At 33.1% G+C, this 23,493-nt stretch carries 20 protein-coding genes, 1 pseudogene and 1 riboswitch; of the genes and pseudogenes, 19 read left to right on the forward strand and 2 right to left on the reverse strand.

Going from position 1 to position 23,493, the window contains the following annotated elements; all coding sequences use genetic code 11:
- Positions 1 to 299: 299 nt before the first annotated feature.
- The 8 genes and pseudogenes from P8V03_RS17870 to P8V03_RS17905 all read left to right on the forward strand — a co-directional run.
- A pseudogene (locus P8V03_RS17870) lies at positions 300 to 1,187 on the forward strand (Vgb family protein); the annotation flags it as partial.
- Positions 1,188 to 1,396: 209 nt separating this feature from the next.
- A complete protein-coding gene (locus tag P8V03_RS17875) occupies positions 1,397 to 1,966 on the forward strand; it encodes a dihydrofolate reductase family protein (RefSeq protein WP_318799209.1) in 570 nt (189 codons plus the stop codon).
- A 292-nt stretch (positions 1,967 to 2,258) separates the two neighbouring features.
- Positions 2,259 to 3,596 carry a WD40/YVTN/BNR-like repeat-containing protein gene (locus P8V03_RS17880; protein WP_318799210.1) on the forward strand — a complete coding sequence of 446 codons (1,338 nt, stop codon included), beginning with the start codon at positions 2,259 to 2,261 and terminating at the stop codon, positions 3,594 to 3,596.
- 217 nt (positions 3,597 to 3,813) lie between these two features.
- Complete coding sequence (locus P8V03_RS17885) at positions 3,814 to 4,677, forward strand: AraC family transcriptional regulator (protein ID WP_318799211.1); 864 nt, start codon at positions 3,814 to 3,816, stop codon at positions 4,675 to 4,677.
- Positions 4,678 to 5,061: 384 nt separating this feature from the next.
- Complete coding sequence (locus P8V03_RS17890; RefSeq protein ID WP_318799212.1) at positions 5,062 to 6,510, forward strand: serine hydrolase domain-containing protein; 1,449 nt, start codon at positions 5,062 to 5,064, stop codon at positions 6,508 to 6,510.
- 135 nt (positions 6,511 to 6,645) lie between these two features.
- Positions 6,646 to 6,972 carry a PadR family transcriptional regulator gene (locus tag P8V03_RS17895; RefSeq protein ID WP_318799213.1) on the forward strand — a complete coding sequence of 109 codons (327 nt, stop codon included), beginning with the start codon at positions 6,646 to 6,648 and terminating at the stop codon, positions 6,970 to 6,972.
- The gene (locus tag P8V03_RS17900; RefSeq protein WP_318799214.1) at positions 6,969 to 7,316 is read left to right on the forward strand and encodes a DUF1048 domain-containing protein; all 348 of its coding nucleotides are present in this window, start codon (positions 6,969 to 6,971) and stop codon (positions 7,314 to 7,316) included. The genes P8V03_RS17895 and P8V03_RS17900 overlap by 4 nt, the downstream gene beginning before the upstream one ends.
- 9 nt (positions 7,317 to 7,325) lie before the next feature.
- Positions 7,326 to 7,676 carry a DUF1048 domain-containing protein gene (locus P8V03_RS17905; RefSeq protein WP_318799215.1) on the forward strand — a complete coding sequence of 117 codons (351 nt, stop codon included), beginning with the start codon at positions 7,326 to 7,328 and terminating at the stop codon, positions 7,674 to 7,676.
- Positions 7,677 to 7,760: 84 nt separating this feature from the next.
- Here P8V03_RS17905 and P8V03_RS17910 read toward each other — a convergent pair whose 3' ends face one another.
- Positions 7,761 to 9,380, reverse strand: coding sequence for a hypothetical protein (locus tag P8V03_RS17910; RefSeq protein WP_318799216.1), 1,620 nt, complete (start codon positions 9,378 to 9,380; stop codon positions 7,761 to 7,763).
- Between the two features lie 289 nt (positions 9,381 to 9,669).
- Positions 9,670 to 9,765, forward strand: a riboswitch (guanidine-I (ykkC/yxkD leader).
- Positions 9,766 to 10,101: 336 nt separating this feature from the next.
- Between P8V03_RS17910 and P8V03_RS17915 the strand changes: the two genes are divergently transcribed.
- Both P8V03_RS17915 and P8V03_RS17920 read left to right on the forward strand, forming a co-directional pair.
- Complete coding sequence (locus tag P8V03_RS17915) at positions 10,102 to 10,809, forward strand: B3/B4 domain-containing protein (RefSeq protein ID WP_318799217.1); 708 nt, start codon at positions 10,102 to 10,104, stop codon at positions 10,807 to 10,809.
- 17 nt (positions 10,810 to 10,826) lie between these two features.
- Positions 10,827 to 11,516 (forward strand): radical SAM protein, encoded by a 690-nt coding sequence (locus tag P8V03_RS17920; protein WP_318799218.1) that lies wholly within the window; start codon positions 10,827 to 10,829, stop codon positions 11,514 to 11,516.
- Positions 11,517 to 11,606: 90 nt separating this feature from the next.
- On the opposite strand, the gene P8V03_RS17925 is transcribed toward P8V03_RS17920, so the two are convergent.
- Entirely contained in the window at positions 11,607 to 12,422 is an 816-nt protein-coding gene (locus tag P8V03_RS17925; RefSeq protein WP_261670012.1) for a purine-nucleoside phosphorylase, read from the reverse strand.
- A 133-nt stretch (positions 12,423 to 12,555) separates the two neighbouring features.
- Between P8V03_RS17925 and yeiL the strand changes: the two genes are divergently transcribed.
- The 9 genes from yeiL to P8V03_RS17970 all read left to right on the forward strand — a co-directional run bounded on the left by yeiL (position 12,556) and on the right by P8V03_RS17970 (position 23,390).
- Positions 12,556 to 13,269 (forward strand): transcriptional regulator YeiL, encoded by a 714-nt coding sequence (yeiL, locus tag P8V03_RS17930; RefSeq protein ID WP_261669952.1) that lies wholly within the window; start codon positions 12,556 to 12,558, stop codon positions 13,267 to 13,269.
- Between the two features lie 141 nt (positions 13,270 to 13,410).
- Entirely contained in the window at positions 13,411 to 13,941 is a 531-nt protein-coding gene (locus P8V03_RS17935) for an RNA polymerase sigma factor (RefSeq protein WP_318799219.1), read from the forward strand.
- On the forward strand, positions 13,922 to 15,400 hold the full coding sequence (locus P8V03_RS17940) for a DUF4179 domain-containing protein (RefSeq protein WP_318799220.1): 1,479 nt from the start codon (positions 13,922 to 13,924) through the stop codon (positions 15,398 to 15,400). Before P8V03_RS17935 ends, P8V03_RS17940 begins: the two co-directional genes overlap by 20 nt.
- Positions 15,401 to 15,526: 126 nt before the next feature.
- The gene (locus tag P8V03_RS17945) at positions 15,527 to 16,219 is read left to right on the forward strand and encodes a response regulator transcription factor (protein ID WP_261670013.1); all 693 of its coding nucleotides are present in this window, start codon (positions 15,527 to 15,529) and stop codon (positions 16,217 to 16,219) included.
- Position 16,220: 1 nt separating this feature from the next.
- Positions 16,221 to 17,144 (forward strand): sensor histidine kinase, encoded by a 924-nt coding sequence (locus tag P8V03_RS17950; protein ID WP_261669956.1) that lies wholly within the window; start codon positions 16,221 to 16,223, stop codon positions 17,142 to 17,144.
- Between the two features lie 52 nt (positions 17,145 to 17,196).
- Positions 17,197 to 18,117 (forward strand): ABC transporter ATP-binding protein, encoded by a 921-nt coding sequence (locus tag P8V03_RS17955; RefSeq protein ID WP_318799221.1) that lies wholly within the window; start codon positions 17,197 to 17,199, stop codon positions 18,115 to 18,117.
- Positions 18,110 to 18,796 (forward strand): ABC transporter permease, encoded by a 687-nt coding sequence (locus P8V03_RS17960; RefSeq protein WP_318799222.1) that lies wholly within the window; start codon positions 18,110 to 18,112, stop codon positions 18,794 to 18,796. Before P8V03_RS17955 ends, P8V03_RS17960 begins: the two co-directional genes overlap by 8 nt.
- A 270-nt stretch (positions 18,797 to 19,066) precedes the next feature.
- A complete protein-coding gene (locus tag P8V03_RS17965; RefSeq protein ID WP_318799223.1) occupies positions 19,067 to 20,302 on the forward strand; it encodes an efflux RND transporter periplasmic adaptor subunit in 1,236 nt (411 codons plus the stop codon).
- Between the two features lie 16 nt (positions 20,303 to 20,318).
- Entirely contained in the window at positions 20,319 to 23,390 is a 3,072-nt protein-coding gene (locus P8V03_RS17970) for an efflux RND transporter permease subunit (protein WP_318799224.1), read from the forward strand.
- Positions 23,391 to 23,493 lie beyond the last annotated feature (103 nt).

Consider the following 23,493-nt stretch of genomic DNA (forward strand, 5'->3'; position numbering starts at 1 on the left):
ATTAGTTAAAATGATCATATAATCTTATCCGGTTTTTAGCATTTACAGTAGTATAGATAAGAGCGAACATATCTCTTAATGTTAGGATATGTTACTTTGAGTTGGTCTAAACTACTAAAAGTTTTGGATAGGATTATAATTATGTCATATTTAACTTTTTATAGAGCGCTATTATACTATTCTTGATTCAGAATAGTTGTTTTGTGTTAACTATATATGATGATACTTATAACCTTTCCGAAACTTCATAGTTGGAAAGGTTTTTTTATTTTTTAAAGATATGAAAGGATGATAAGTATATGAATATAAAGATAAGTGAATATAATCTCCCAATAGAAAAATCAGGACCTTATGGAATTACTGTAGGACCTGATGGAGCTATATGGTTTACAGAAAATGCAGGTAACAGAATAGGAAGAATTTCAACAGAAGGTGAAATAAAAGAATATGCAGTTCCAACCTTAGATGCAGGACTTTCGATTATAGCAATTGGAACTGAAGGTCACTTATGGTTTACAGAATATAAAGCCAATAAGATAGGGAAAATTACAATGGAAGGTAAAATTACAGAATATGATATACCAACTGCAAATGCAGGACCATATGGAATAGTCTTAGGTCCTGATGGTGCAATGTGGTTTACGGAGATTACTGGTAACAAGATTGGTAGAATTACCACTAGCGGAGAAATTAGTGAATATGATTTACCTGCTCAAGGCTCATTTCCTTCAATGATTGTATCAGGACCTGATGAAGCACTTTGGTTTACAGAGAATCAAGGTAATAAAATTGGAAGAATTACTAGGTTGGGGGATATAGCTGAGTTTAACATACCAACTGCAGCTTCTGGTCCAGTTGGAATTTGTAAAGGGACAGATAATTGTCTTTGGTTTGTTGAAATAATGGGAAACAAAATAGGAAGAATTACTACATCCGGCGAATTTGTTGAATATCCACTGCCAACAGAAAATGCTAAACCACATGCAATTGCTTCAGGTAAAGATGGGGATCTCTGGTTTACAGAGTGGGGACGTAATAAAATTGGTAGGATTACTTTATGTGGAGAAATTATAGAATATCAAATACCTACACCAGGGTCAGAGCCACATGGACTTGTACTTGGACCAGACGGAGGAATATGGTTTGCCGAGGAGTCAGATAAAATAGGGCAGATAACCTTCAAGAAGCCATGTAGTTTTCATAAAAAATATGAACCCATAAGAAATATATTAAGAGATGAAAGGGAGTTTCTCTCCAATGAGAGGATAACTTTAAATTAATTGAAGCATAATGCTTTTTCGGCAAGTATAAGATATTTTTAAGTTTCCCACATAATATTTGCAAGAGTAGTGTTATAATAAATTTAAAATAGAACCTTTGAAGGGAGAAAAATGCTATGTCAAATGGTATAAATTCGAGAAAAATAGTGTTAGATTTGGCAGTGACTCTAGATGGATTTATTGAAGGTCCAAAGGGAGAAGTTGATTGGTGTATAATGGACGATGATATGGGGTTTACCGATTTTTTGAATAGTATAGATACAATTTTATATGGTCGAAAAAGCTACGACTTGTGGGGACAATATATTCCAGATGAAGGGGTTTCTGATACGGAAAAAGAAATTTGGAAGTTAGTTCACAGTAAAAGGAAGTATGTATTTTCTAAAACTCTTACAGAAATTAATGGAAATGCAACACTGATAAAGGAAAATTTACAGCATGAAGTAGAAAAAATAAAAAAAGAACCTGGTAAAGACATTTGGCTTTATGGAGGATCAAGTCTTGTAACAACTTTTATAAATTTAGGACTTGTTGATGAATATAGGTTGTCTATCCACCCTGTGGTTTTGGGATCAGGTAAGCCTTTGTTTAATATAAATCAGAGAGTAGAACTTAATCTTGTTAGTATGAGGAAATTCACCTCCGGAGTGGTACAGCTTTGTTATCATCCAAGGGAATTGAAGTAATCATTATGATGAAGTGCATGTATAAAAAATATGCAATTAATGTTAGGTAAGGAAAAAGTAAACCACTATACTGGGAATAAAATAGCGGCGGCTTATAAAATAAAGCTGCCGCTATAATTATATTCCATTAAAATAAATTAAGAAACTTTCTGAGGCCATAGCATTGGTGATTAGGCAGTGGAATAGGAACAGTGCCATATGCACATGGAATGCTTAGGTTAAAAAATCATATTGTTAGTTGCAGTAGAATAGAGGTGAAAAGGCACTAAAATTAAGGTAGGAGAGTAGATACATGTTTGAAAATAGTAATAGAGAACCAAAAAAGAAATTATACAGGATAGGGGCAGTGTTTTGCACAGTTATAGTGATTCTAGCTGCTTGTTATTTCGGTTATTATAAATACCAGCAAAGTAAGGTTAAGTTTCAATCACCAGAAGGCTTCTCTGTTAAAGTTAATACCAAAGATCTTACTGTAGTGGGAGCAAAGTGGCTTGAAGCATATACTGAGCAATATCGGGGAAAATATGTGCCTAGGAATCAAAGGATAATTGAGTATTCTGTTGATGGTATTGAAATTAAAGAAACTAATGTAATTCAAGTTGATTTTTCCATTGTTACAAAGAGATTAGATGAAAAAAGTGCCTATAATTGGAATGGTAGTATAGAGAAAAACAGGGTTAAAAGTCAATGGGTTTTACGGTTTAAAGAAGAACTAAACCCAGATGGAACTTTTACCTACACCGTAACTAAATTACAAAGGCCTGCTGGATATGATTTAGAAAAATATCAAAGTAGTGGTGAGAAAGAAAGAGATGAGTATAAACATGAATATGAGGCTGAGATTCCTTATGAAAATCAGCAATATACCTATAAGATAGAAAATAGAATAGTCTATGTAAGCTATAATAGGGGAAGTTCATGGAAAGAAGTGCCTGTTCCACTGGAAACTTTGGTATCAGTTGGAGACGGAAGGCCTTATTATAATAAGTTGCAGGAAAAAAGCTATGTGATAACACCAGGAAAAACTGCCTTTGTTTATGGAGGCACTAGAGAAAATCCTCTCATGATGATCCGTTCAGAGGACGGTGGAACCACTTGGAAAACATCTGAAATAAGTAAAACCTTAGATAGTACAAGAGTGAAGTTTTGTAGTTTTCCAACAGCTACAGTAGGTTATGTCATTGCAACAGGTGGAAGAACTATGTCCCAAGAAGGACAAATAATCTATAAAACAACAAATGGCGGAGACACATGGAAAGAGGTTGGGGATGGACCTAGCACCTGGCTTTTACAGTCAGCAGGTTTTGTAGAGGAAAATCTGGGTTTTATAAGTTATCCAAAGGTGGACGGTGCGGCTACTAATTTTTATAGAACAGAAGATGGAGGTAAAACCTTCCAGCCGGTAATACTGCCCGTTCACAGGGAAAAATGGATGGATGTTACTCTTGAACCTTTTATTCAGCCAGAAACTCCTTATGTTGAAAGTGGAAAATTGTTTCTTTTAGTAGGACAGGGAGAACAGGGGGATTTCAAGGGAGGCACTGTTATGGCAAAATACAAATCAGAGGATAGGGGAAAAACCTGGAGTTTTGTGGAATTGGTGGAGCCGCCTTCTAAAGAAATAGGCTAGCAAAGTTTCCAGATATTGAATTTTTCCCTCGGCTTTTTTATTTCTTATTATCAATATAACTTTCAATCTTTAGAGTGCTCATCTAGAGTAATTACTGACCTGTAAATTTATAATATATAAAATGATTTATAATAAAGGTCCGATATTTTTTGTATTAAAAAAGTCGAGCGTCCTTAAAGCAGCTTTGGTATTATGTACATATGAAAGGAGGGAGGCAATGTTAAAGGAATTAAATCATGTAATTGACTATATTGAAGATCATTTAACTGATGATTTATCTTTTGAATTAATTTCTGAATATGCTGGGGTTTCTGACTATCACTTTAGAAAGATATTTTTTTACCTTTCAGGGTTAACACTTAGTGAATATATCAAAAACAGAAGACTGTCGGAAGCAAGTAAAGATTTATTACATGGAGAAAAAGTAACAGATGTTGCCTTTAAATATGGTTATCAGTCAATAGATGGCTTTACTCGAGCATTTAAAAAATGGAGTGGGTTTTTACCCTCAGATGTAATGAAAAAAGGCATAAGTAAATCATTTCCCAAACTTTCATTCATAATAACCGTCAAGGGAGGAGTTTCTATGGAATTTAGAATTGAAGACAAACCAGCGTTTAATTTAGTCGGTGTAAGTAGGCGTGTTCCTATGCAATTTGAAGGTGTTAATAACGAGATTGTAAAGCTTGCACAAAGCATAACGGAGGAACAAAAAGAAGAAATGCATTCTCTTCAAAATATGGAACCTTATGAGGTTGTCAGTGCTTCTTATGAGGCTGACGCTAATTTCCTAAAAGAGGAAGGATACTTAACTCATCTGATAGGAATTTTAACCACTGAAAATCAAGTAAGTGATCTATTAGAAAAAGTGCCAGTGGATGCTTGTACTTGGGCTATATTTCCTAATGAAGGGCCATTTCCTTCTACCTTACAGGAAACAATGGCGAAAACATATTCAGAATGGTTTCCTTCTTCCGATTACGAGGTAATCAATGCCCCATCTTTTTCTTTTACTAAAATGGATAAAGATAAAAAAGATTACGCTTACAGTGAAGTTTGGATTCCTGTTCGCAAGAAATAAAAATAGGATTAATGTGAAAGTATTCCTCCTTTAAGCAAAGGGGGAATATTTTACGTGAAATTAAAATCAAAGTGTGTTTTAAATTCCTTCAGACTGGTGGTTTGAAGGAATTTTCATTTAGTAGGTCATACCAGTAACTTAAGATTTTCTTAAGACTTTCTTTATTGCTTCTTTAATCATATATTTCATAATGAATATATCAGTTAACCAAGTGAGGACAAGGAAACTTAGTACAATATGTGAATAAAGGTAAGAAAAAAACAGGGCTATTTAGAGCTTACATGGTAAACAATAGTGATAAGATAAAATTGCAGGTTTGTTAGGCTTTTATAACAGGAAGACCCCTTCAGGTAAAGATACAGACAATAGATAGGAGAGATTAAAATGAGAAAAAGGTTATATATTATCTTAATGCTAATAATATTTTTAACTCCATTGATTTTTTATCCTTTATCAGTTAATGCTGATACTATTATAAAAAAAGAAGCTATTGATGAGTTTGTCACCAACTATTTAAAACGTAACGGACTACCTGGTGCTTCAATTGTAATCGTAAAAGATGGTAAAGTAATATATGAAAAAGGATATGGTTATGATTCTGAAGGTAAAGCCTTAACAGAAAAGACATTAATGAGAATAGGTTCCGTTTCCAAATCCTTCACTGCATTTTCAGTTTTGCAATTAGTTGATGAAGGAAAAGTTAACCTAGATAATCCAGTTGTTAAGTATTTGCCAGAACTTACAATGGATGATCCTAGATTACAAAAGGTTACAGTAAGGCATTTGTTAAGTCATACATCAGGGATTCCAGATCCGACGATTGTGCCACCAGCCAGCACCTTAAAAGCAGGTATTCACCGTCTACATGACTGGAAACTTAATTGGCAGCCTGGAGATAAATATTTGTACAGCAATGCTAATTATTGGGTACTTGCTCGATTAGTAGAAGTAATAAGCGGTATGGAGTTTCCTCAGTATCTTAAGCAAAAGATATTTTATCCACTGGGAATGGACGATACACTATCAGCTATCAACTCTGGTGATCCTGTAAAAGGGTTATCTCAAGGATATATAACAGCATACGGTACTGCACTTCCCTGGTCGGAACTTGAGCAAATGTTTGCTGGTTCTGGAGGAGTAATTTCAACAGCCGCTGACATGGGGAAATGGCTTTCCATGCACACTAATGAGGGGAAAAATATGAATGGAGAAAGGTTACTATCAAAATCATTGCTAGAAGAATCCTATTCTCCTCAACCTGGAAGTCCCAAGTATGGACTTGGTTGGTCTTTAAGTTCTCCAAATATTAAACCAGCACTTATTTCTCATAGTGGGGCATTATCTACTATTCAAGCACAACAAGATATTGTACCTTCCAGTGGATATGCTGTAGCTGTGATGCTTAATAGCTTTACAACTACTTTAGAACACTCATATGAAATTAGTTCAGGAATTATCCAATTAACTGAAGGACAAATACCCGATGCTAAAGCCCCTACACCTAAGATAATAGATTTATCACTTGGTTTCATTACACTAATATACTTGATATTAGGTACTAAAGGTATTTTGCGGAGTAGTGAGTGGTCGAACAGACGCAAACAACATCCCACTTGGAGATATTATCTTCGTCTAATGCCCCAAGTTATTCCGGTATTGTTTATAGGTTGGTTGTTTTTTATTGTCCCAAACTTACAAAATAATAGTGCTACAATCAAAGATGCTTTTGGGCTTTGGCCAGCTGCTATGTTATTTTTCACAGTAGTTTTTTTAATTGGAGTTGTAGTTACAGTTATGAGGACATATTATAGAGGAAGATTAAATAGAAATTGATAGATTTAGATATAAAGTCCTAAATAAAATAAATGCATATATATCATATTGACGATATGACTACTATGTGTTACTATATAGCCGTAGTAAGTAATACTGAATACCAGTTATACAGAATAGCAAGGAGGAGTTACATTGGAGAACCTTACGGAAATGCTCAAAGGCGTGCTGGAAGGCTGTGTTCTTGAAATCATAAGCCAGAAGGAAACTTACGGTTACGAGATCACCCGGAGACTGAACGCCCTCGGATTTTCAGACGTTGTGGATGGGACAGTTTATACCATTTTGGTGCGGCTTGAGAAAAATAAACTAGTAGAAATTACGAAAAAGCCATCAGATATGGGACCGCCGCGAAAGTTTTTCACGCTCAATGACGCAGGGCGCAAGGAATTACAGAGGTTCTGGGAAAAATGGGAGTTCCTGTCATCAAAAATTAATGAGTTAAAGGAGGAAACACAATGAGTTTTTGGGAAAAAATCACAGGCAATGACATGACTAAAGAAATGAAGACTTTTGAAGCTCGCGCCAAAAAGCTGCCCGCTGATTACCAAGATGCATGGGAAAAAATTAATTCTAATCTTTGGTCGCATTCAGATTTCACCGGTCGCAACCTCATGCCAATTCTTGACGGTGTGCTTAGCCTGCTCGAAGAAACGGCGGCGGACGGTCAAAGTGTTCAAGAGGTTTTAGGTGACGATATCAAAGGCTTCTGCTTAGCACTAGCTGGCGAAGAAGGAGCAAAGTCTTATCGCGATAAGTGGCGCCAGCAACTCAACAATAATATCGCAAAAAAATTAGGTAAATAGGAGGATAAAATGAGCATACAAGATATCATCGAAGGCAAAAAAAAGTGGCGAGCGCACGTGGCTCGTGTGAAAGGGCTTCCGCAGGATTATCAGATTGTTTATAAAGAGATTCAAAAATATCTCTTTAAGGTCGGCCCTGTTGAGCTAACCGATGGGACGGATTTGCTCTCCGGGATTATTGATCTTTTTGAAGAGGGCGCGGCTCTTGGGAAAGCCGTGCTGGAAGTAACGGGCAGTGATGTAGCGGCTTTCTGTGACGATCTAATCAAAGATTCAAAAACCTATGCTGACATCTATCAAGAATCTGTTGATCAAGAAGTTAACAAGGCCATGAAAAAGGTTAGGGATAAAACAAAGTAAAAGGGAAAGATGTTGCCTGAGGCACAAGAAAACAGCACTTGCTTTAGTGCTGTTTTCTATGCCAAACTATATTTCACTGAATATTTATTGTTTTTTCTTTTTTCTAAACAAGATTGCCCGACTCCAGATAGTATCAAAGATAGCTGGGGCGACATTTGTTTCTGGATTTGCATAAATCCTGAAGCCTAAATAAGCATCCTCATTGTTATCAACACCATATGCTGAGCCTTTAGGATTACCTGTACTATATGGTATTATAACTTCATTACCTTCTTCAATTTTCCTTGCCATCTTTACTGCATAATAGTACTTTGAGTTTTTATAATCTTTAGGAAAATACTCGGTTGCGGGGTACTTTAACTCATCTGTAATATTGGCTCCCACAACACCATTCCATAATTCTTCGCCGTAAAAGCTTATGTTAAAAAATGTTGCAAAGACCGTTTGTGCGTGATCAACTCCATATATTATCACAAAATCCTCATCAGTTTCTAATTGGAATTTATCTGTCCTTATATAGAGGCCGTCTCTGTTATCATAATACACATTAACATCCTGTAATATTCCCTCATAACCATCAAGTATCCAGAGTTTTGAATTCAGATCCACAGGTTCATATTCTTCATTTTGGTACTTCTTAATTATCTCATTTCGCAGGTAATTCAGTTCATTTCTTGCATAAGGAACCACCTGGAATTCAGTAGTGCCGGTTTCATGCTTTTTAAGGGCCGGTATCGGCCAAGGATTTAGAGCGGGATAAGCAGTTTTAGGAGTAATACGTAATACCTTCACATAATTTTCGAGGTTATTGATATAATCCCAGCCAACATCATAATCTAGCCAAATTGCAGCCCTCATTATAAAGGAGAAAGTATCTTTTCCTTTTTCAAGCCCCATGTTAACCATTGCCATAGGGATGTTGTCATCGTTCATGATACCTGGACTAAATCCTGAAGCAACTAGAGCATCACGCATTTGCGCATTAATGCCTCTGTCTGCAGTTGTAATGATGATGGTGGAACTGTTAAAAGGATTTCCAGGGGACCCATAAGGTGTACTATCAGTCCAGATACGACGATTATTGATTTGATCACCCAAGCTGGCAGTGATAGCGTGATAAAAACCAGTATAGTCATTGCCTACCGTAATGTTATCACTGTAATCTTTTGACGGTTTGTTTTCTACAAATCCAAGGTAACTTCTGTAACTAAAGTTATATGCCGGTGGAGGTGTCTTTCCGATTAATACAATAGCTTCGTCAGCACGCAGCTTATAGTCCATTCCAGGTGCTGCGTATTCTATATTAGCTGGATAATTATTAGGATCCTGAGGATTATATCCTTTTGGAGGTTTTTGACCGGGAGATGGATCTTGGTTTGGCGCCGGTGGAAGAAAATAGGTTGCATAAGGAGCACCTGCATTGTTGGCAAAGGCATTGTCAAATTTTCCTTCACTAACTAGCTTCAGTATGTCTAAATACTCCAGTTTTCCTTCCTGAACAATAAACCCTCTTTCTTCTAATGTAGAGATAAAATCTGTTAGCTTTTTATCCTCATCATCTGCATAATTAGAGAATTGTCTTGAGAAGTTCCAGTCATACATTGGTGCTTTAACACAGTTTAGGCATGAGCACATTCTACAGCTAGCACAAGGTGCTAAACTGTATATTGGAGTGTTAAAGTAGTTAGGATTTGTCTTATACATATGATTCTTTCCTTTCAAAGACTCTCTATCATTTTATGATAAGGGATTAAAATATGTGCACTAATATGAAGAAATAATATGCTCATGTGGCTATAACATTAAATTAGAAAATCTATGTCAAAGCTTATTCATATAGGTTCATTATATTCAACTTACAAGTGAATAAATTTCATCTTTACTCATTAATTCTCAGCAGTAAGATTTTCCGAAGAAAAAAGTTGACTTAGATTTACTACTATGCTAAATTAAATTTATAAATTGCAACTTACAAATTGAAAAAAGTTTATATAGTTTAGTTTTCTAGGGTTCCGCAGTTTATAACTGGCTGGTCCAAGAGAAAACGCACAGGTAACTGTGTTCACGGAGGGATAAAAGCCTGGGAGATATTTTAAGATTATTTCCTTTGGCTTTTTTGTTTTTACTTATTTTAGAATGATACCTAATAGTATGCATAATTGGCTTAATACTTGTTTTAAAAAGATAATAGTTATGCAAGTCCAGTAGGATAAGACAGACTGTGTAATAACAAGTGAATATTGAAAAATAATTTCTAATAATTTATTCTAAAAAAGGAAATGCTAAACTATAGCCTAGATATATACTTTTTAAGACAAGCTATTTAAGGCCAATATTTACAGAAAAAATTAATAAAATTTTAAATATCAGTTGTACAAACTGGTTTATAAATGTTAATAATCAAATTATACTAGGAGGCGTAATAATGAAATATTTTATAGTTGAAGATGATTTTTGGAGTCTGTTTCCTAATGCAAGAATTGGTATTGTTATTTGTAATGGGATAGATAATTGTATAAAGGACGAAGAAAAATATAAAGCAACCCTTTTAGAGGCAGAAAAGGAAGCTTTAAAATATTTGCAAAACCCAGAGTTTAGCAGTAATGAGGTAATAAAAGTATGGAGAGAAGCATTTCAAAAGTTTAAAACAAAGAAGGGTGCCAGGTCATCTATTGAGGCATTATTAAAGAGAGTGCATAATGGAAATCACTTAGGGACTATCAATCCTTTGGTGGATATTTACAATTGTATTTCGTTAAAATATGCATTGCCTTGTGGTGGTGAGGATATAGATACCTTTGTTGGTGATATAAGATTGACTAAGGCAATTGGAGATGAAAATTTTGTTACACTAGGAACGGATAAAAGTGAACCACCATATGAAGGTGAAATAGTATATAAGGATAACCAGGGAGCAATTTGTAGATGCTGGAATTGGCGTGAATCAGTGAGGACAATGCTAACTGAAAATACGAAGAATGCTTTTCTGTGCATTGAATTAATTGATGAAAGAAGGACAGCAGAGTTTGAAAATGCTTTAAAAGATTTAGCAAAAACAGTACAGGATAATTTAGGTGGAACCTGCAAGATTTCAATTCTTGATATTAACAATAAAGAAGTATCAATAAAGTAATTTGGGAGGAAAAGATGATGGGTGGTTTCAGTTATAAAGATATTTATATTGAAGATGAAAGAAGGGTACTTGAAGTTAACATACTTCCTGAAAAGTATTGCAACTTTGACTGTATATTTTGCCCTATTGGAAGATCAGAAAATAAAGTAGATATCCAAAAGTCATTTGATGAAATGGATAGCTCATTAAAAGAACTGGAAAGCATGATAGAAAATACTAAAGCAGAATTAATCTTTGTTAACTCAAAAGGTGAAGCCTTTGTTAATGATAAAGTTATCGATGTCATAAAATTAATCAAAGGTAAAGGACTGCCTGTAAGATTGCTTTCTAATGGATATTTGCTAGGTAAAGACCAGTATATAAAAATAGCTAACATGTGCGATGAAGTTATTGGAGAGATAAAAATAATAACTGAAGAAGATTTTCAAAAAATCCAAAGACCCATTGAAGGGTATACTTTAGAAGAATACATTTCAAACATGGTTTCCTTTAATAAACAGTACAAAGGTAAGTTTATATTTGAAATAACAATTATTAAGGGCTATAACGATGATGAAGAATCAATTCAGAGATTAAAAAATGTTATTAAAGAAATATCTCCTGACAAGATAATTATCGCAAGAATGGATGATGAAAGGTTTAAGAAAAAACTTGGCATATCTGATGAAAGATTTGAGGAAATTTCAAAAGTATTGCTAACCGAATAGACAGATAATTTAATGAAACTTATACTTTAAAGCTTATTTATAATATATTTGGTAAGATACAACATTCTTGTTGTATCCTACTAATGTCACTTAAATATTTTCTATTATCTTAGCTACCCAAGTACATAAATCCGCTGAAGCTTTTTTAGCTATTTCAACAACTTTTTCGTGTGAATGCTTATGCTTTTGTATTCCTGTTGCCATGTTAGTAATACAAGCTATTCCAAGGACATCTATTCCTAAATAGTTAGCAACTATTGTTTCTGGAATAGTTGACATTCCAACAGCATCAGCTCCTTGTCCGCCTATTGCTACTATTTCTGCAGCAGTTTCATAGTAAGGTCCTGTACAACCAGCATAAACTCCCTCTTTATAGTCAATTCCAATTTCATCAGCTAGTAATTTTGCTTTGTCTATTAACTCTAGTTTATAAGGCTCAGACATATCAGGAAATCTTGTACCAAATCTTTTATCATTAACTCCAATCAGTGGGTTATCTCCAAATAAATTTATAAAATCCTTTATAAGCATTAATGTACCAGGATTAAAATCAGTATTTATACCACCGCAAGCATTAGTTACGATTAGTTTTTCTATTCCCAACTGTTGCATTACATATACTGGGTAAGTAACCTCTTTCATTGTATACCCTTCATAGTAATGAAATCTTCCCTGCATAGCTAGTACATCTATTCCTTTTAATTTTCCTAATACTAACCTTCCCTCATGACCTTCTACTGTAGACTGAGGAAAGTTGGGGATTTCTTCATAATTTATATATTCTTTATCCTCTAATACATCCACTAAGTTACCTAATCCTGAACCAAGAATAACTGCAATCTTGGGATTAAAGTTACCAATCTTATCTCCTATATATTTTGCAGATTCTACAACCTTATCATACATATTATTCATATTAATGCCTCCTTTAAATTATAAAATTAATTTATCATGGAATTATTGAAAGTAATGATGACATATGTCACAATGATTAAAGAAATTTTCTTTTGAATTTTTTTGGGAGGCGTAAAGACATAAAATGAAAAGAATTAATGATTCAAAACTTATAAATCAATACATTGAAAAATACAATATAAATGAATTTTTCAGTAAAGATATAAAACCTTATACTGAGCTTTTTCTATTTAGTAAAGGTGATCATGTTTGTAGAGAAGGAGAAAGTTTAAGACATCTTTTTTTTCTAGTAGAAGGAAAAGCAAAAGTTTACTCATCACTAAGCAATGGTAAAACAATATTAATATGTTTTTATAATTCAGGTAGTATAATTGGGGATGTAGAATTTATGAAATTAGAACCGGCAAATTCAAATTTCCAGGTTATAGAGGATAGTTACTGCATAGCAATTTCTCTTGAAAGAGTTAGAGAATATTTACTAGATGATACTAAGTTCATGCAATTTATGTGCAGGTCCTTAAGTGAAAAACTGATCAGGTTATCTAAAAGTAGCTCCATTAATTTACTTTACCCCTTAGAAAATAGGTTAGCTAGCTATATTTTGGCCACAGCAACAAGTACTTATATAAATGAAGCAAGAGCTATGATATTCAGTGAAAATTTAACTGAACTAGCAAACTTACTAGGCACAAGCTACAGACATCTTTTAAGGACATTAAAAATGCTTTGCAAAAGTGAAATTCTTGAAAAGAAAAACACTTACTTTAAAATTATAGATCTTGATAGATTAAAAAACCTTGCAGCAGACTTAGGTAACGGACTTTGGGAAGCCTTTTAAAATTCTGCTCATGGCATCACTTTCCTTTTTTAAAGATAATTTTTTATTTAGTTTGAACCTGATAAACAAATTTACCGTCTTAGTATATGTAATTAATTGCAGATAGCATGCTGTCAGTAAAGTTTGGAAGGGGGCATCAGGGTGGAGCTAGAGTTTTTAGTTAAAAGAGCACAAAAAGATAATGAAGAAGCCTTTATTAAACTTATAGAAATGCATAAAAAGCTCATGTATAGCGTTGCTAAGTCCATGATTGACAATGATGAAGACATAGCAGACCTAATACAGGAGACCATATTAAAAAGCTATAAAAATATAAAAAATTTAAAGGACTACGGTGGATTTAAAGCTTGGCTTATGAGAATCCTTATAAACAATTGCAAGGATTTTATTAAAAGTAGTAAAAAAGTTGTGAGTATAGATGAAGTAGTCTTGCAAAGCTCAAAGTGTGAGGAGTTTGAGCAAATTGAGCTTAGAGAAATTTTTAATAGCTTAGATGGAAGCTTAAGATTGATAGTTCAGCTTTATTATATTGAAGATATTTCAGTAAAGGATATAGCTAAGCTGACTAATATACCAGAAGGAACTGTAAAATCAAGACTTCATAGAGCACGCAGGATACTGAATGAATTATTTACAGATAGGAGGACAAGCTATGCAGGAAATGTTAAGTAATAAGGAAATAATAGAGCTTTTAAAAAAGTGTAAGGATATGGATATACCAGCTGTAGTTGATAATAAAATAGAAGATACTTATAAAATTATAAAGAGAAACAAGGATAAAAGAAAAATAAAGGGATATGCAGCAGCGGCAGCATTAATATTGACAATTGGTGCAGTAGGTGGAACCTTATATAACAATCCTGCTTTAGCCTATGAAATACCAGGTGTAAAGACTTTAGTCAGTAAGACATCCTTATTTAAGGATGAAAAGTTATCTAAATATGCTACACCTATGGAAGCAAAATGCAAAGATAAAGGAATAGAGCTGAGAATTAAGGAAGTTGTATATGATGGAAGTGATATTTATATTGCGTATATTGTTAAGAGTGATAAAGCATTAAAAATAGATGAAGATAAAATTTACGGTTCTGCTATAGTGCCAGTAAGATATAACGGAAGGGAAATAAAAGTCATTGGAAGTGAAGTAAATGAGTGGGAGGATATGGGCTATGAAAAAGTGGATGATAACACATATATAGTAAAGGAAAGGTTGGGAATTGAAAGCTTTAGAAAACCCATAAATGAAATTGGTTTTGAAGAAAAAATTAATAAATTAGCAGGTATTGAAGGCAATTGGCAGCTTAACTTTAAGATAAACGTTGATAGTATGAAGGATAAAATAAAAGCTGTAAAAGTGAATAAAAATGTTGATTTTGGATATGGTAAGCTAAAAATAACAGACTTACAGATAAGTCCAATAAAATCCAGAATAGTTTTTGAAAAGTGGAACTTCACATTTAATAATGATAATGAGAGAGAAGATACACTATTTGAAAAAAACTACAACTTTGTTATCTCAGACGATAAGGGAAGAGGTCTGCAAAAGGTGGGGGGAGGCTCATCTACAAACCAAATAAAATCAAAAGGGGAGGAAAGATTTAATACTGCAGGTGAGGAAATACCTAAGTTTATAGTAATAACACCAGTAAAAAGAACTGTCCCATTAATTTATGAACTGTATCAAAACATGAATGAGGAAGATGTAAATGCCGGGATAATACCAAAAGAAATAATAAATGGACAAGTATCTCATGGAACATTAGATAAGCTTCCAGCAGTAATAAATACAGAAAAGTTTGGAAAGATAATTATAAATAAAATAGAAGAAAAAGAGGAAAATGCATATATTTATTTGACAATTGAGCAGGGTAAATATTTAAGTATTTTTGATAGCCAAATTAATATATATGATAAAACTAAAGATAGAAACAACAGAAAATCCTATTATGGTAGTGGGATGCTAGAAAGAGTAAAGGATAATGACTATGTATTAAGGATAGATAAGGATGAAACTAGAGAGACAGGGAAAATAGATTTTAACAGATTAAAAGACTATGAAGTTGTAACTCCAGATTTTGATGAAGGTTATGAATTAGTAGGGAAAGAGATGAAAATAGAATGGGTAAAATAAAAATGGTATCGGTGTAAGATGAGGCATATGTTGACTTTATTAAATCTTAGAACTAAAATAACCTTATTAAAGGTTTGGTAGGGGAAATTTTGTAGCTGTTGCAGATATAATATTAGGAGGTGGCGAATTATTTATAAATTATTACTAATAGAAGATGATTTGGAGATTTCTGAACTTGTAAGTAGGCATCTCAAAGGTGAAGGATTTGATATAGTAGCAGTCAATGATGGTGAAAAGGCCTTACAGGCTTTTTATAATAATACTTTTGATTTAATCCTATTAGATTTAATGCTGCCTAAGGTCAGTGGAAAGGAAATATTAAAGAGAATAAGGGAGTCTAGTTCTGTACCTGTACTTATTGTTTCTGCAAAGGATTCTGAAGTTGATAAAATTTTAGGATTAGAATTAGGTGCTGATGATTATATAGCCAAGCCATTTTCGGTACTTGAGCTAACAGCAAGGATATCTGCAATCTTTAGAAGGATAGGTTATTATATTAAAGAGGAAAATAGTACTAAATCAATTTCAAGAGGACCCTTTACACTTAACTTTGATAACTATCAAATCCTAAAAGGTGAAGATCATATAGATTTGACTGCAAAGGAATTCGAATTATTAAAGTTATTTTTTGAAAACCCTAAAAAGGTATTTACCAAAGCACAAATATTTGCCAGTGTTTGGAAAGGTGATTTTATCAATGATGATAACACTGTTACAGTCCAGATAAGAAGATTGAGAGAAAAAATTGAAGAAGATCCTTCCAATCCAAAGTATATAAAAACTGTTTGGGGAATTGGTTATAGATTAGGAGATACATAGCATGATTAATTTTTTGATAGCTATTGTAATTATTGTACCTATTATACTTTTTTTAACTAAAATACATATGAAAAACAAAGACATATCTTTCATAATAAGTTCCTTAAGTAAAGTTTCCTTTGAAAGTGTAAATGACAGGATTAGACTAGTAACAGGCGACAAGATTATAAAAAGCTTGTGCTTAGAAATTAATAGTTTTATCTCAAGATTTTATACATTAAAGGTCAGTGAAACTGAGTCAAAAGAAGCTATGAAAAAGATGATTTCTAATATATCTCACGATTTAAGAACACCTATGACAGTTATGCTTGGATATATTGACCAGCTTAACTATAATTCTCTGCTAACTGAAAAAGAAAAGAAAGAATATTTGACAAAACTAGAAAAAAAGATGTATGAAACTATAACCCTTATGAATGAATTTTTTTCTCTTTCCAAATTGGAATCTGGGGATGAAGTTATCAATATAGTAAAGTTAAATATTTCAGAAATTGCGAAAAAGAGTATATTGAGTTTTTATGAAACTCTTGAGACAAATAAAATTAATGTAGAAATTGATATTCCGGAAAAGGATATATGGGCTTTAGGAAACGAAGAAGCTATTACAAGAGTCTTAAACAATCTTATAACTAATTCAATAAAATATGGATCTGATGGTAAGGTAATAGGAATAAAACTTTATGAAGAAAATGATCTAGTATGGATAGAGCAGTGGGATAAGGGCAAAGGCATATCAGAATCAGAGAAAAATAAGGTCTTTGAGAGGTTGTATACGTTAGATGAATCGAGAAACAAGGATTATCAGGGAAGTGGGTTAGGGCTTACAATTGTTCAAACATTGATAAACAAAATGAATGGAGAAATATATTTGAAGAGTGTTCCTTATGAGAGAACTGTATTTAAGTTCTATTTAAAAAAACAATAGGAACTTATAAGTTAATAGCTGATTTTAAATATTATATGATGTGGGTGAAAAAGTGGAATATGCAGTGAGGACTTTTAACTTATGTAAGAAAATAAAGGATACTGTAATAATTAATAATTTAAATATAAACATTAGAAAAGGAGAAATCTATGGGCTGCTTGGACAAAATGGTTCAGGAAAAACCACTACCTTAAAGCTTATCCTAAATTTACTTAAACCTACTTCTGGAGTTATAGAATTATTTAATGAGCCTATAACAAATAGCAGTAAAGAATTTTTAAAGAAAGTTGGTAGTGTAGTAGAATATCCTGCCTTTTATGAAAATCTTACAGCTAAAGAAAACTTAGAGATTCATAAAACTTTCATGGGATATGAAGAAAAAAATTGCATTGATGATGCAATAGAAATGGTACAGCTTAAGGATTTTGAAGGAAAGTTAGTCAGTGAACTTTCTCTTGGTACCAAACAGAAGCTTGGTATTGCAAGAGCAATATTAACAAAACCTGATCTGTTAATATTAGATGAACCTGTCAATAGTCTGGATCCATTAGGTATAAGAGACATTAGAAATTTATTAGATATGCTTTCTAAAAAATATGGAACCACAATTTTAATATCAAGTCATATATTAAGTGAAATAGAACAAATTGCAGATACTATAGGTGTAATTCATAAAGGTATTCTCCTTGAAGAGCTAGACTATGAAAGTATTAGAGAAAAAAGCAGACATTCCATAGAACTTATAGTTGATAATGTAAATAAAGCTTCTTTTTTACTTTCAGAGAAGATGAATATAAATAACTTTCTCGTATCTGGATTGAACAAAATTAAAATTTATGAAAGATTAAATGATAGTGGAAAAATAAATGTATTCTTATGTAAAAATAATGTAGAAGTTAAATCTATTAATATCAAAAGGGATACATTGGAAGAACATTTTATTTCACTTATTAGGAGAAAATCAAATGGTTAGTCTTATAAAAATAGAGTTTCTTAAATTGAAGAGGCGAGATAAGCGTTTAGCTATTATTATTACCTGCTTGGCAGTTTCAATGCTTTTGATTCCTGCTGTAAGAAGTAAAAGAATAGATAACTGGGTGCAAGTTATACAATTTAATTCCCATAGTATAAATTTTGTTACTAACATATTCTTATGTGTACTTTTATCAGAATTATTTATTACTGAGTATAAGGATAAAACTATAAATGTAATGTTTAGCTATCCAATTAGCAGAACTAAAATATATATTGCAAAGATGGTAGTGGTATTTTCATATTGTTATTTTATAGTTATTATTAATACAATCTCCTCTATAGGAGTACTGCTAGCATTAAATAGCATAAAACCTTTTATAAAAGACAGCATTAATCTGTCGGTTATTATTAAGGGAGTTAACATTACCTTAATAGGCATAATAATAAGTACTTTGTTTACGGTGATATATTCTTTTTTTGCCATAGTAAAAAGATCTTTTCTTCTAATGATTATTTTTTCCACCATAATGCACTCAATAAAAGGAATACTTCAGACTTCATATCCTATGTTATATTTGCGGCTGCCTCTTATTTTATTAGGAATAAGCCTTCTTACAGTTATCCCTATAGTATATACTTTAAATAATAGAGATGTAATATGCAGTGAGGGTAAATAGAATATTAGTTAAATCAAAAATGGACATAATAGTTTAACACTGATGCAGGTTAAACTATTATGTCCATTTTTTTATTATATTTTTATATTCCAGTTCAGGAAGAGAACAAACATATGTAAGAATTATGTAATATTTAAGCAATAAATTTTAAAGATATTTTCTATATAATAAAGTTGAATATAAGTAAAGATGCACTAAATAAATTATTTACTGTTATAGAAATTCTGAGCAGACATAATTAGGATTGCTATTAAATAAGGAGGTTCAAAAATGTTAAAAGGAAAGAAATCACTTTGTATGATGATTATACTCGTTACTGCCTGTGCAGCATTTGCTTTCAAAGGTATTGTTTTAGGTGGAACGAAGAAAAGCGCTTCAACTATGACAACCAATATTAATAAGACTTCTGTAAAGGTAGTTAAGGCAAGCACAGATACAATGGTAAATAGTACATCCTTTAATGCTTCACTAGAGGCATCTGAAGAAGGAACTATAAGTAGCAAAATAGGTGGAAAAGTTATTGAGGTTTCCTTTGAAAATGGACGAACAGTATCTGCAGGCCAAGCTTTAGCAAAGCTAGATGATACTGATATAAGAAACAATATAAAATCCAGTGAAGCACAACTTACTGCAGCAGAAGCACAATTAAGGTCAGCAGAAAGTTCAGCAAGTTCTTCCCAAATAATGATTGCTAAGCAGCAGACCAATTTGGAAACTGCCCAGAGGAATTATTATAGAACAAAAGCTCTTTTTGACCAAGGAGCAGTTTCAAAGGTGGAATTTGAAGCTTCAGAATCTAGTCTTAAACTAGCACAAGCTGATTTAGAATCAGCGAAGGCCAGTTCACAATCTTCAAGTCTTTCCACTGAAACACAAAGAGCTAATATACAAAAATCACAAACAGATTTGAATACTTTAAGAGAGTCATTGCAAAATACAACTATTACAGCTCCAACTAGTGGAATTATAAGTGGAAAAAGCATTACTGTAGGACAATATCTAAGTCCAGGAACAGTTCTTGGAAAAGTACAGAATATATCTTTCATAAATGCTGTTATTGAAGTAAAAGAAAGTGACTTAAGTTATGTAAAATTAGGGGCAATGGCTAAGTTTAAGCTCAGCGATAAAGATTCAGAGGAATATGATGGTGTTGTCAAAAGTATTGATGGAGCCGCAGACCCTATTTCTCGAGTATTTAAATGTAGAATTCAAATTGACAACAAAGATGGAAAACTTAAGCCTGGTGTATTTGGAAATATAAAAATTGCTACTGATGAAAATAAAAAAGCAATAATGGTTCCCTTAAAAGCACTGGCAGGCAGCGAAGGAAAATATTATGTCTTTGTAAACAACAATGGAGTAGCAAAAAAGCAAAATATAACTGTGGGAGAAATTAGTGAAGATACAGTGGAAATAAAATCTGGAGTACAAGATGGAGACAGTATCATTTATACTAACGTAGGTACACTTCAAGATGGTGATGCTGTAAAAGTAGCAGCAGAATAGGAGTTGAAATTAAATTATGTTTTTATCAGATGTTAGTTTAAAAAGGCCTGTATTTATCACCGTAATAATTATTGCTTTACTGGCCTTAGGTGTGGTTAGTTATACAAGTTTACCTATGGATCAGCTTCCGGATATTGACATGCCAACGGTATCTGTTAGGATAATTCAAAGCGGAGCAGCCCCAGATCAAATTGAATCAAAGATAACAAAAAAAGTAGAGGATGCAGTAGGGCAAATATCAGGAGTGAAGCATGTTACCTCAACTATAACAGAAGGAGTTTCAAGTACTACTATTTCCTTTGAACTAGAAAAGCCTTCAGCTGAGGCCATGCAGGAAGTAAAAGATAAGCTATCTAATATCCGTAATAGTCTGCCAAGAGATATTGATGATCCTGTAGTTTCAAAATTTGATGCCAGTGCATCAGCTATTTTTTCTTTTGCTGTTACTGGAACAATGTCTAACAGTGAGTTATCACAGATAGTAGATGATAATATTGCAAAGAAACTACAAACTATAAATGGTGTTGGAGCTGTTAACACTTTTGGTGAACAACAACGAGAAATACATATAAAGCTGGATAAAGAAAAAATGAATTCCTTTAATATTACAGTTTCAGAACTTATCAATAGCTTAAGTGCTGATAACATTAATGTATCTAGTGGTAAGGTTTCTAGTGGAGACACACAAATAAGTTTAAAAACTGATTCGTCTATAAAGAAGGTTGAGGATTTTCTTAATGTTCTAGTTGTAAAACGTAATAATAGTGAAATTACACTTAAAGATATTGCAACAGTTGAAGATGGAAGTAAGGAAAAGAGCAGCTTATCTTTCTATAATGGTAAGGAAGCAATTGGTATTGATGTTGTTAAGCAATCTAACTCAAATACAGTACAGGTAGCTGAGGATGTTAAAAAAGAAATTGAAACTATTAAAAAGAGCTTGCCATCAGGAGTTAGAATTGAACTTGTTGCTGATAACTCCACCTCTATAATAGATTCAGTTAAAGATGTTCAGCGCACAATGCTAGAAGGATGTATACTTGCAGTAATTGTAGTTTTCATATTTCTTAAGGATATTGCCAGCACCGCAATTAGTGCCATTGCTATCCCTGTATCTATAATTACTACCTTTGCAATAATGAAGTTTATGAATTTTACACTTAATACAGTTTCTTTAATGGCTTTATCCCTTGCTGTGGGATTACTTATTGACGATGCTATAGTTGTTATCGAAAATATTGTACGTCACCTTCGCATGGGAAAAAGTCCGATTCAAGCAGCAAAGGATGGTACTTCGGAAATAGGACTTGCAGTTATAGCTACTACTCTTGCTATAGTAGCAGTATTTGTTCCTATTGCTATGATTAATGGTATGATAGGAAAGTTCCTTGTACAATTTGGAATGACTGTGGCTGCCAGTGTTTTAGTTTCCCTGTTTGTAGCCTTTACTTTAGTACCAATGCTTTCTTCAAAGCATTTAAGCAGTAAAGAAAAGGAGATACCTATAATAGGAAAATTCCTGGAATGGTTTAATGAATCCTTTGATAAAATATCTAAGTCTTATTCTGAATTACTAAAATGGTCACTAGAACACAGAATTATAACTTTAATGATACCAATAGGATTACTAATAGTAAGTTTACTATTAGCTACACAATTGAAAACAGGATTTATTGCTGCAACTGACAATGGACAGATAGCAATATCAGCAAATCTAGATTCAAGTTCTACTTTAAATAGTGCTTCAAAAGCCGGTAAGGATATGGAAGCCATTGTTAAGAAAAATAAGAATGTAAAATACATATATTCTACAGTTCAGTCTGATAAAGTTAACCTTACTGTAAAACTTTCAGATAAGAAAGATAGAAAAGAAGGTATTGATGAAATTATAGCAAAAATCCGTCAGGATTTAGTGAATGTCCCAGGAATCGAGCTATCAGTTACTTCCGCTGGCGGTTCTATGGGATCAGGTAAATTAGTTCAATATCATATTCAAGGTTCAGATTTTACGAAGCTGCAGGAATATGCTTTGAAGGCTCAGAAAGTAATGAAAAATACTCCTGGAGCTGTAGATGTAGGACTTACTTATAAGTCTGGAAAGCCAATAGTTAAATTGGAGGTGGATCGTGATAAAGCTCAAGATTTAGGAGTAAACCCAAATACAGTTGCCAGTACATTAAATACTTTGTTTAACGGAACTGTAGTTAGTCAGTATGAAACTGAAAAGGATAGATACGATGTTCGTATGCAGCTTGAAGAAGGAGATAGGAAAAACTTTGATAGTTTACAGGGAATATATGTACTTAGTACAAGCGGAAAAATGATTGCTATTGATCAAGTAACTAAAAAAGTCTTCACTACATCTTCATCTACCATTAATAGATATGATAAGGAAAGAGAAATCCAGTTAACAGCAAACTACGCCCACGTAGAACAGAGTGATTTTACTAAGGCATTTAATAATAAGCTGAAAAGTGAAGCTCCAACACCAAATGGTATAAAGCTAAGTGCTGGAGGAAGTCAGGATCAAATGGCAGAAAGTATGGGAGGATTGGCTACAGCACTCCTCATGGGAGTTCTATTTATATTCCTTGTAATTGCAGCTCAATTTGAAAGTTTTATAGATCCATTAGCTATTTTGCTTTCGTTACCACTAGCGATTATTGGTGCAATTTTAGGACTGCTTATTGGTAATAAAGAACTTGATATGATGTCTGCTATAGGTGTTATCATGCTTATGGGCTTGGTTACTAAAAATGCAATTTTGCTTATTGATTTTGCAAAACAAAACTACAGCAAAGGAATGAATCTAAAAGAAGCTCTAATTGATGCTGGTCATACACGTCTAAGACCAATTATTATGACTACTTTGGCAATGATTTTTGGTATGATTCCTACAGCAATAGCATCCGGTGCGGGCTCAGAACAACGTGCACCTATGGCCTTTGCAATTATTGGAGGATTGATAACATCTACATTGTTGACTCTATTATTTGTGCCGGTGGTGTACACCTATTTACACGATTTTAAGAAAGCATTTGACCAAAGGGTTAAAAAGAAAGATAATACCCTAAATACTTTTAGTTAAAACCGGAAAAAATTTGTAATAACTACAGATCCCCAAGACTCGGCTTTCGAATTTTTAGAAGATATTTTTACAAACAAAAAATCCGTTACCTATGGATATTCGG

The sequence above is a fragment of the Clostridium tanneri genome (genome assembly GCF_033659955.1).
Lineage (GTDB): Bacteria > Bacillota > Clostridia > Clostridiales > Clostridiaceae > Clostridium_AM > Clostridium_AM tanneri.

Excerpts from the sequence above, each read along its gene's own strand:
- P8V03_RS17875 (WP_318799209.1), top strand. The coding sequence starts at position 1,397 with ATGTCAAATGGTATAAATTCGAGAAAAATAGTGTTAGATTTGGCAGTG.
- P8V03_RS17880 (WP_318799210.1), top strand. The coding sequence starts at position 2,259 with ATGTTTGAAAATAGTAATAGAGAACCAAAAAAGAAATTATACAGGATA.
- P8V03_RS17885 (WP_318799211.1), top strand. The coding sequence starts at position 3,814 with ATGTTAAAGGAATTAAATCATGTAATTGACTATATTGAAGATCATTTA.
- P8V03_RS17890 (WP_318799212.1), top strand. The coding sequence starts at position 5,062 with ATGAGAAAAAGGTTATATATTATCTTAATGCTAATAATATTTTTAACT.
- P8V03_RS17900 (WP_318799214.1), top strand. The coding sequence starts at position 6,969 with ATGAGTTTTTGGGAAAAAATCACAGGCAATGACATGACTAAAGAAATG.
- P8V03_RS17905 (WP_318799215.1), top strand. The coding sequence starts at position 7,326 with ATGAGCATACAAGATATCATCGAAGGCAAAAAAAAGTGGCGAGCGCAC.
- P8V03_RS17910 (WP_318799216.1), bottom strand. The coding sequence starts at position 9,380 with ATGTATAAGACAAATCCTAACTACTTTAACACTCCAATATACAGTTTA.
- P8V03_RS17915 (WP_318799217.1), top strand. The coding sequence starts at position 10,102 with ATGAAATATTTTATAGTTGAAGATGATTTTTGGAGTCTGTTTCCTAAT.
- P8V03_RS17920 (WP_318799218.1), top strand. The coding sequence starts at position 10,827 with ATGGGTGGTTTCAGTTATAAAGATATTTATATTGAAGATGAAAGAAGG.
- P8V03_RS17925 (WP_261670012.1), bottom strand. The coding sequence starts at position 12,422 with ATGTATGATAAGGTTGTAGAATCTGCAAAATATATAGGAGATAAGATT.
- yeiL (WP_261669952.1), top strand. The coding sequence starts at position 12,556 with ATGAAAAGAATTAATGATTCAAAACTTATAAATCAATACATTGAAAAA.
- P8V03_RS17940 (WP_318799220.1), top strand. The coding sequence starts at position 13,922 with ATGCAGGAAATGTTAAGTAATAAGGAAATAATAGAGCTTTTAAAAAAG.
- P8V03_RS17950 (WP_261669956.1), top strand. The coding sequence starts at position 16,221 with ATGATTAATTTTTTGATAGCTATTGTAATTATTGTACCTATTATACTT.
- P8V03_RS17960 (WP_318799222.1), top strand. The coding sequence starts at position 18,110 with ATGGTTAGTCTTATAAAAATAGAGTTTCTTAAATTGAAGAGGCGAGAT.
- P8V03_RS17965 (WP_318799223.1), top strand. The coding sequence starts at position 19,067 with ATGTTAAAAGGAAAGAAATCACTTTGTATGATGATTATACTCGTTACT.
- P8V03_RS17970 (WP_318799224.1), top strand. The coding sequence starts at position 20,319 with ATGTTTTTATCAGATGTTAGTTTAAAAAGGCCTGTATTTATCACCGTA.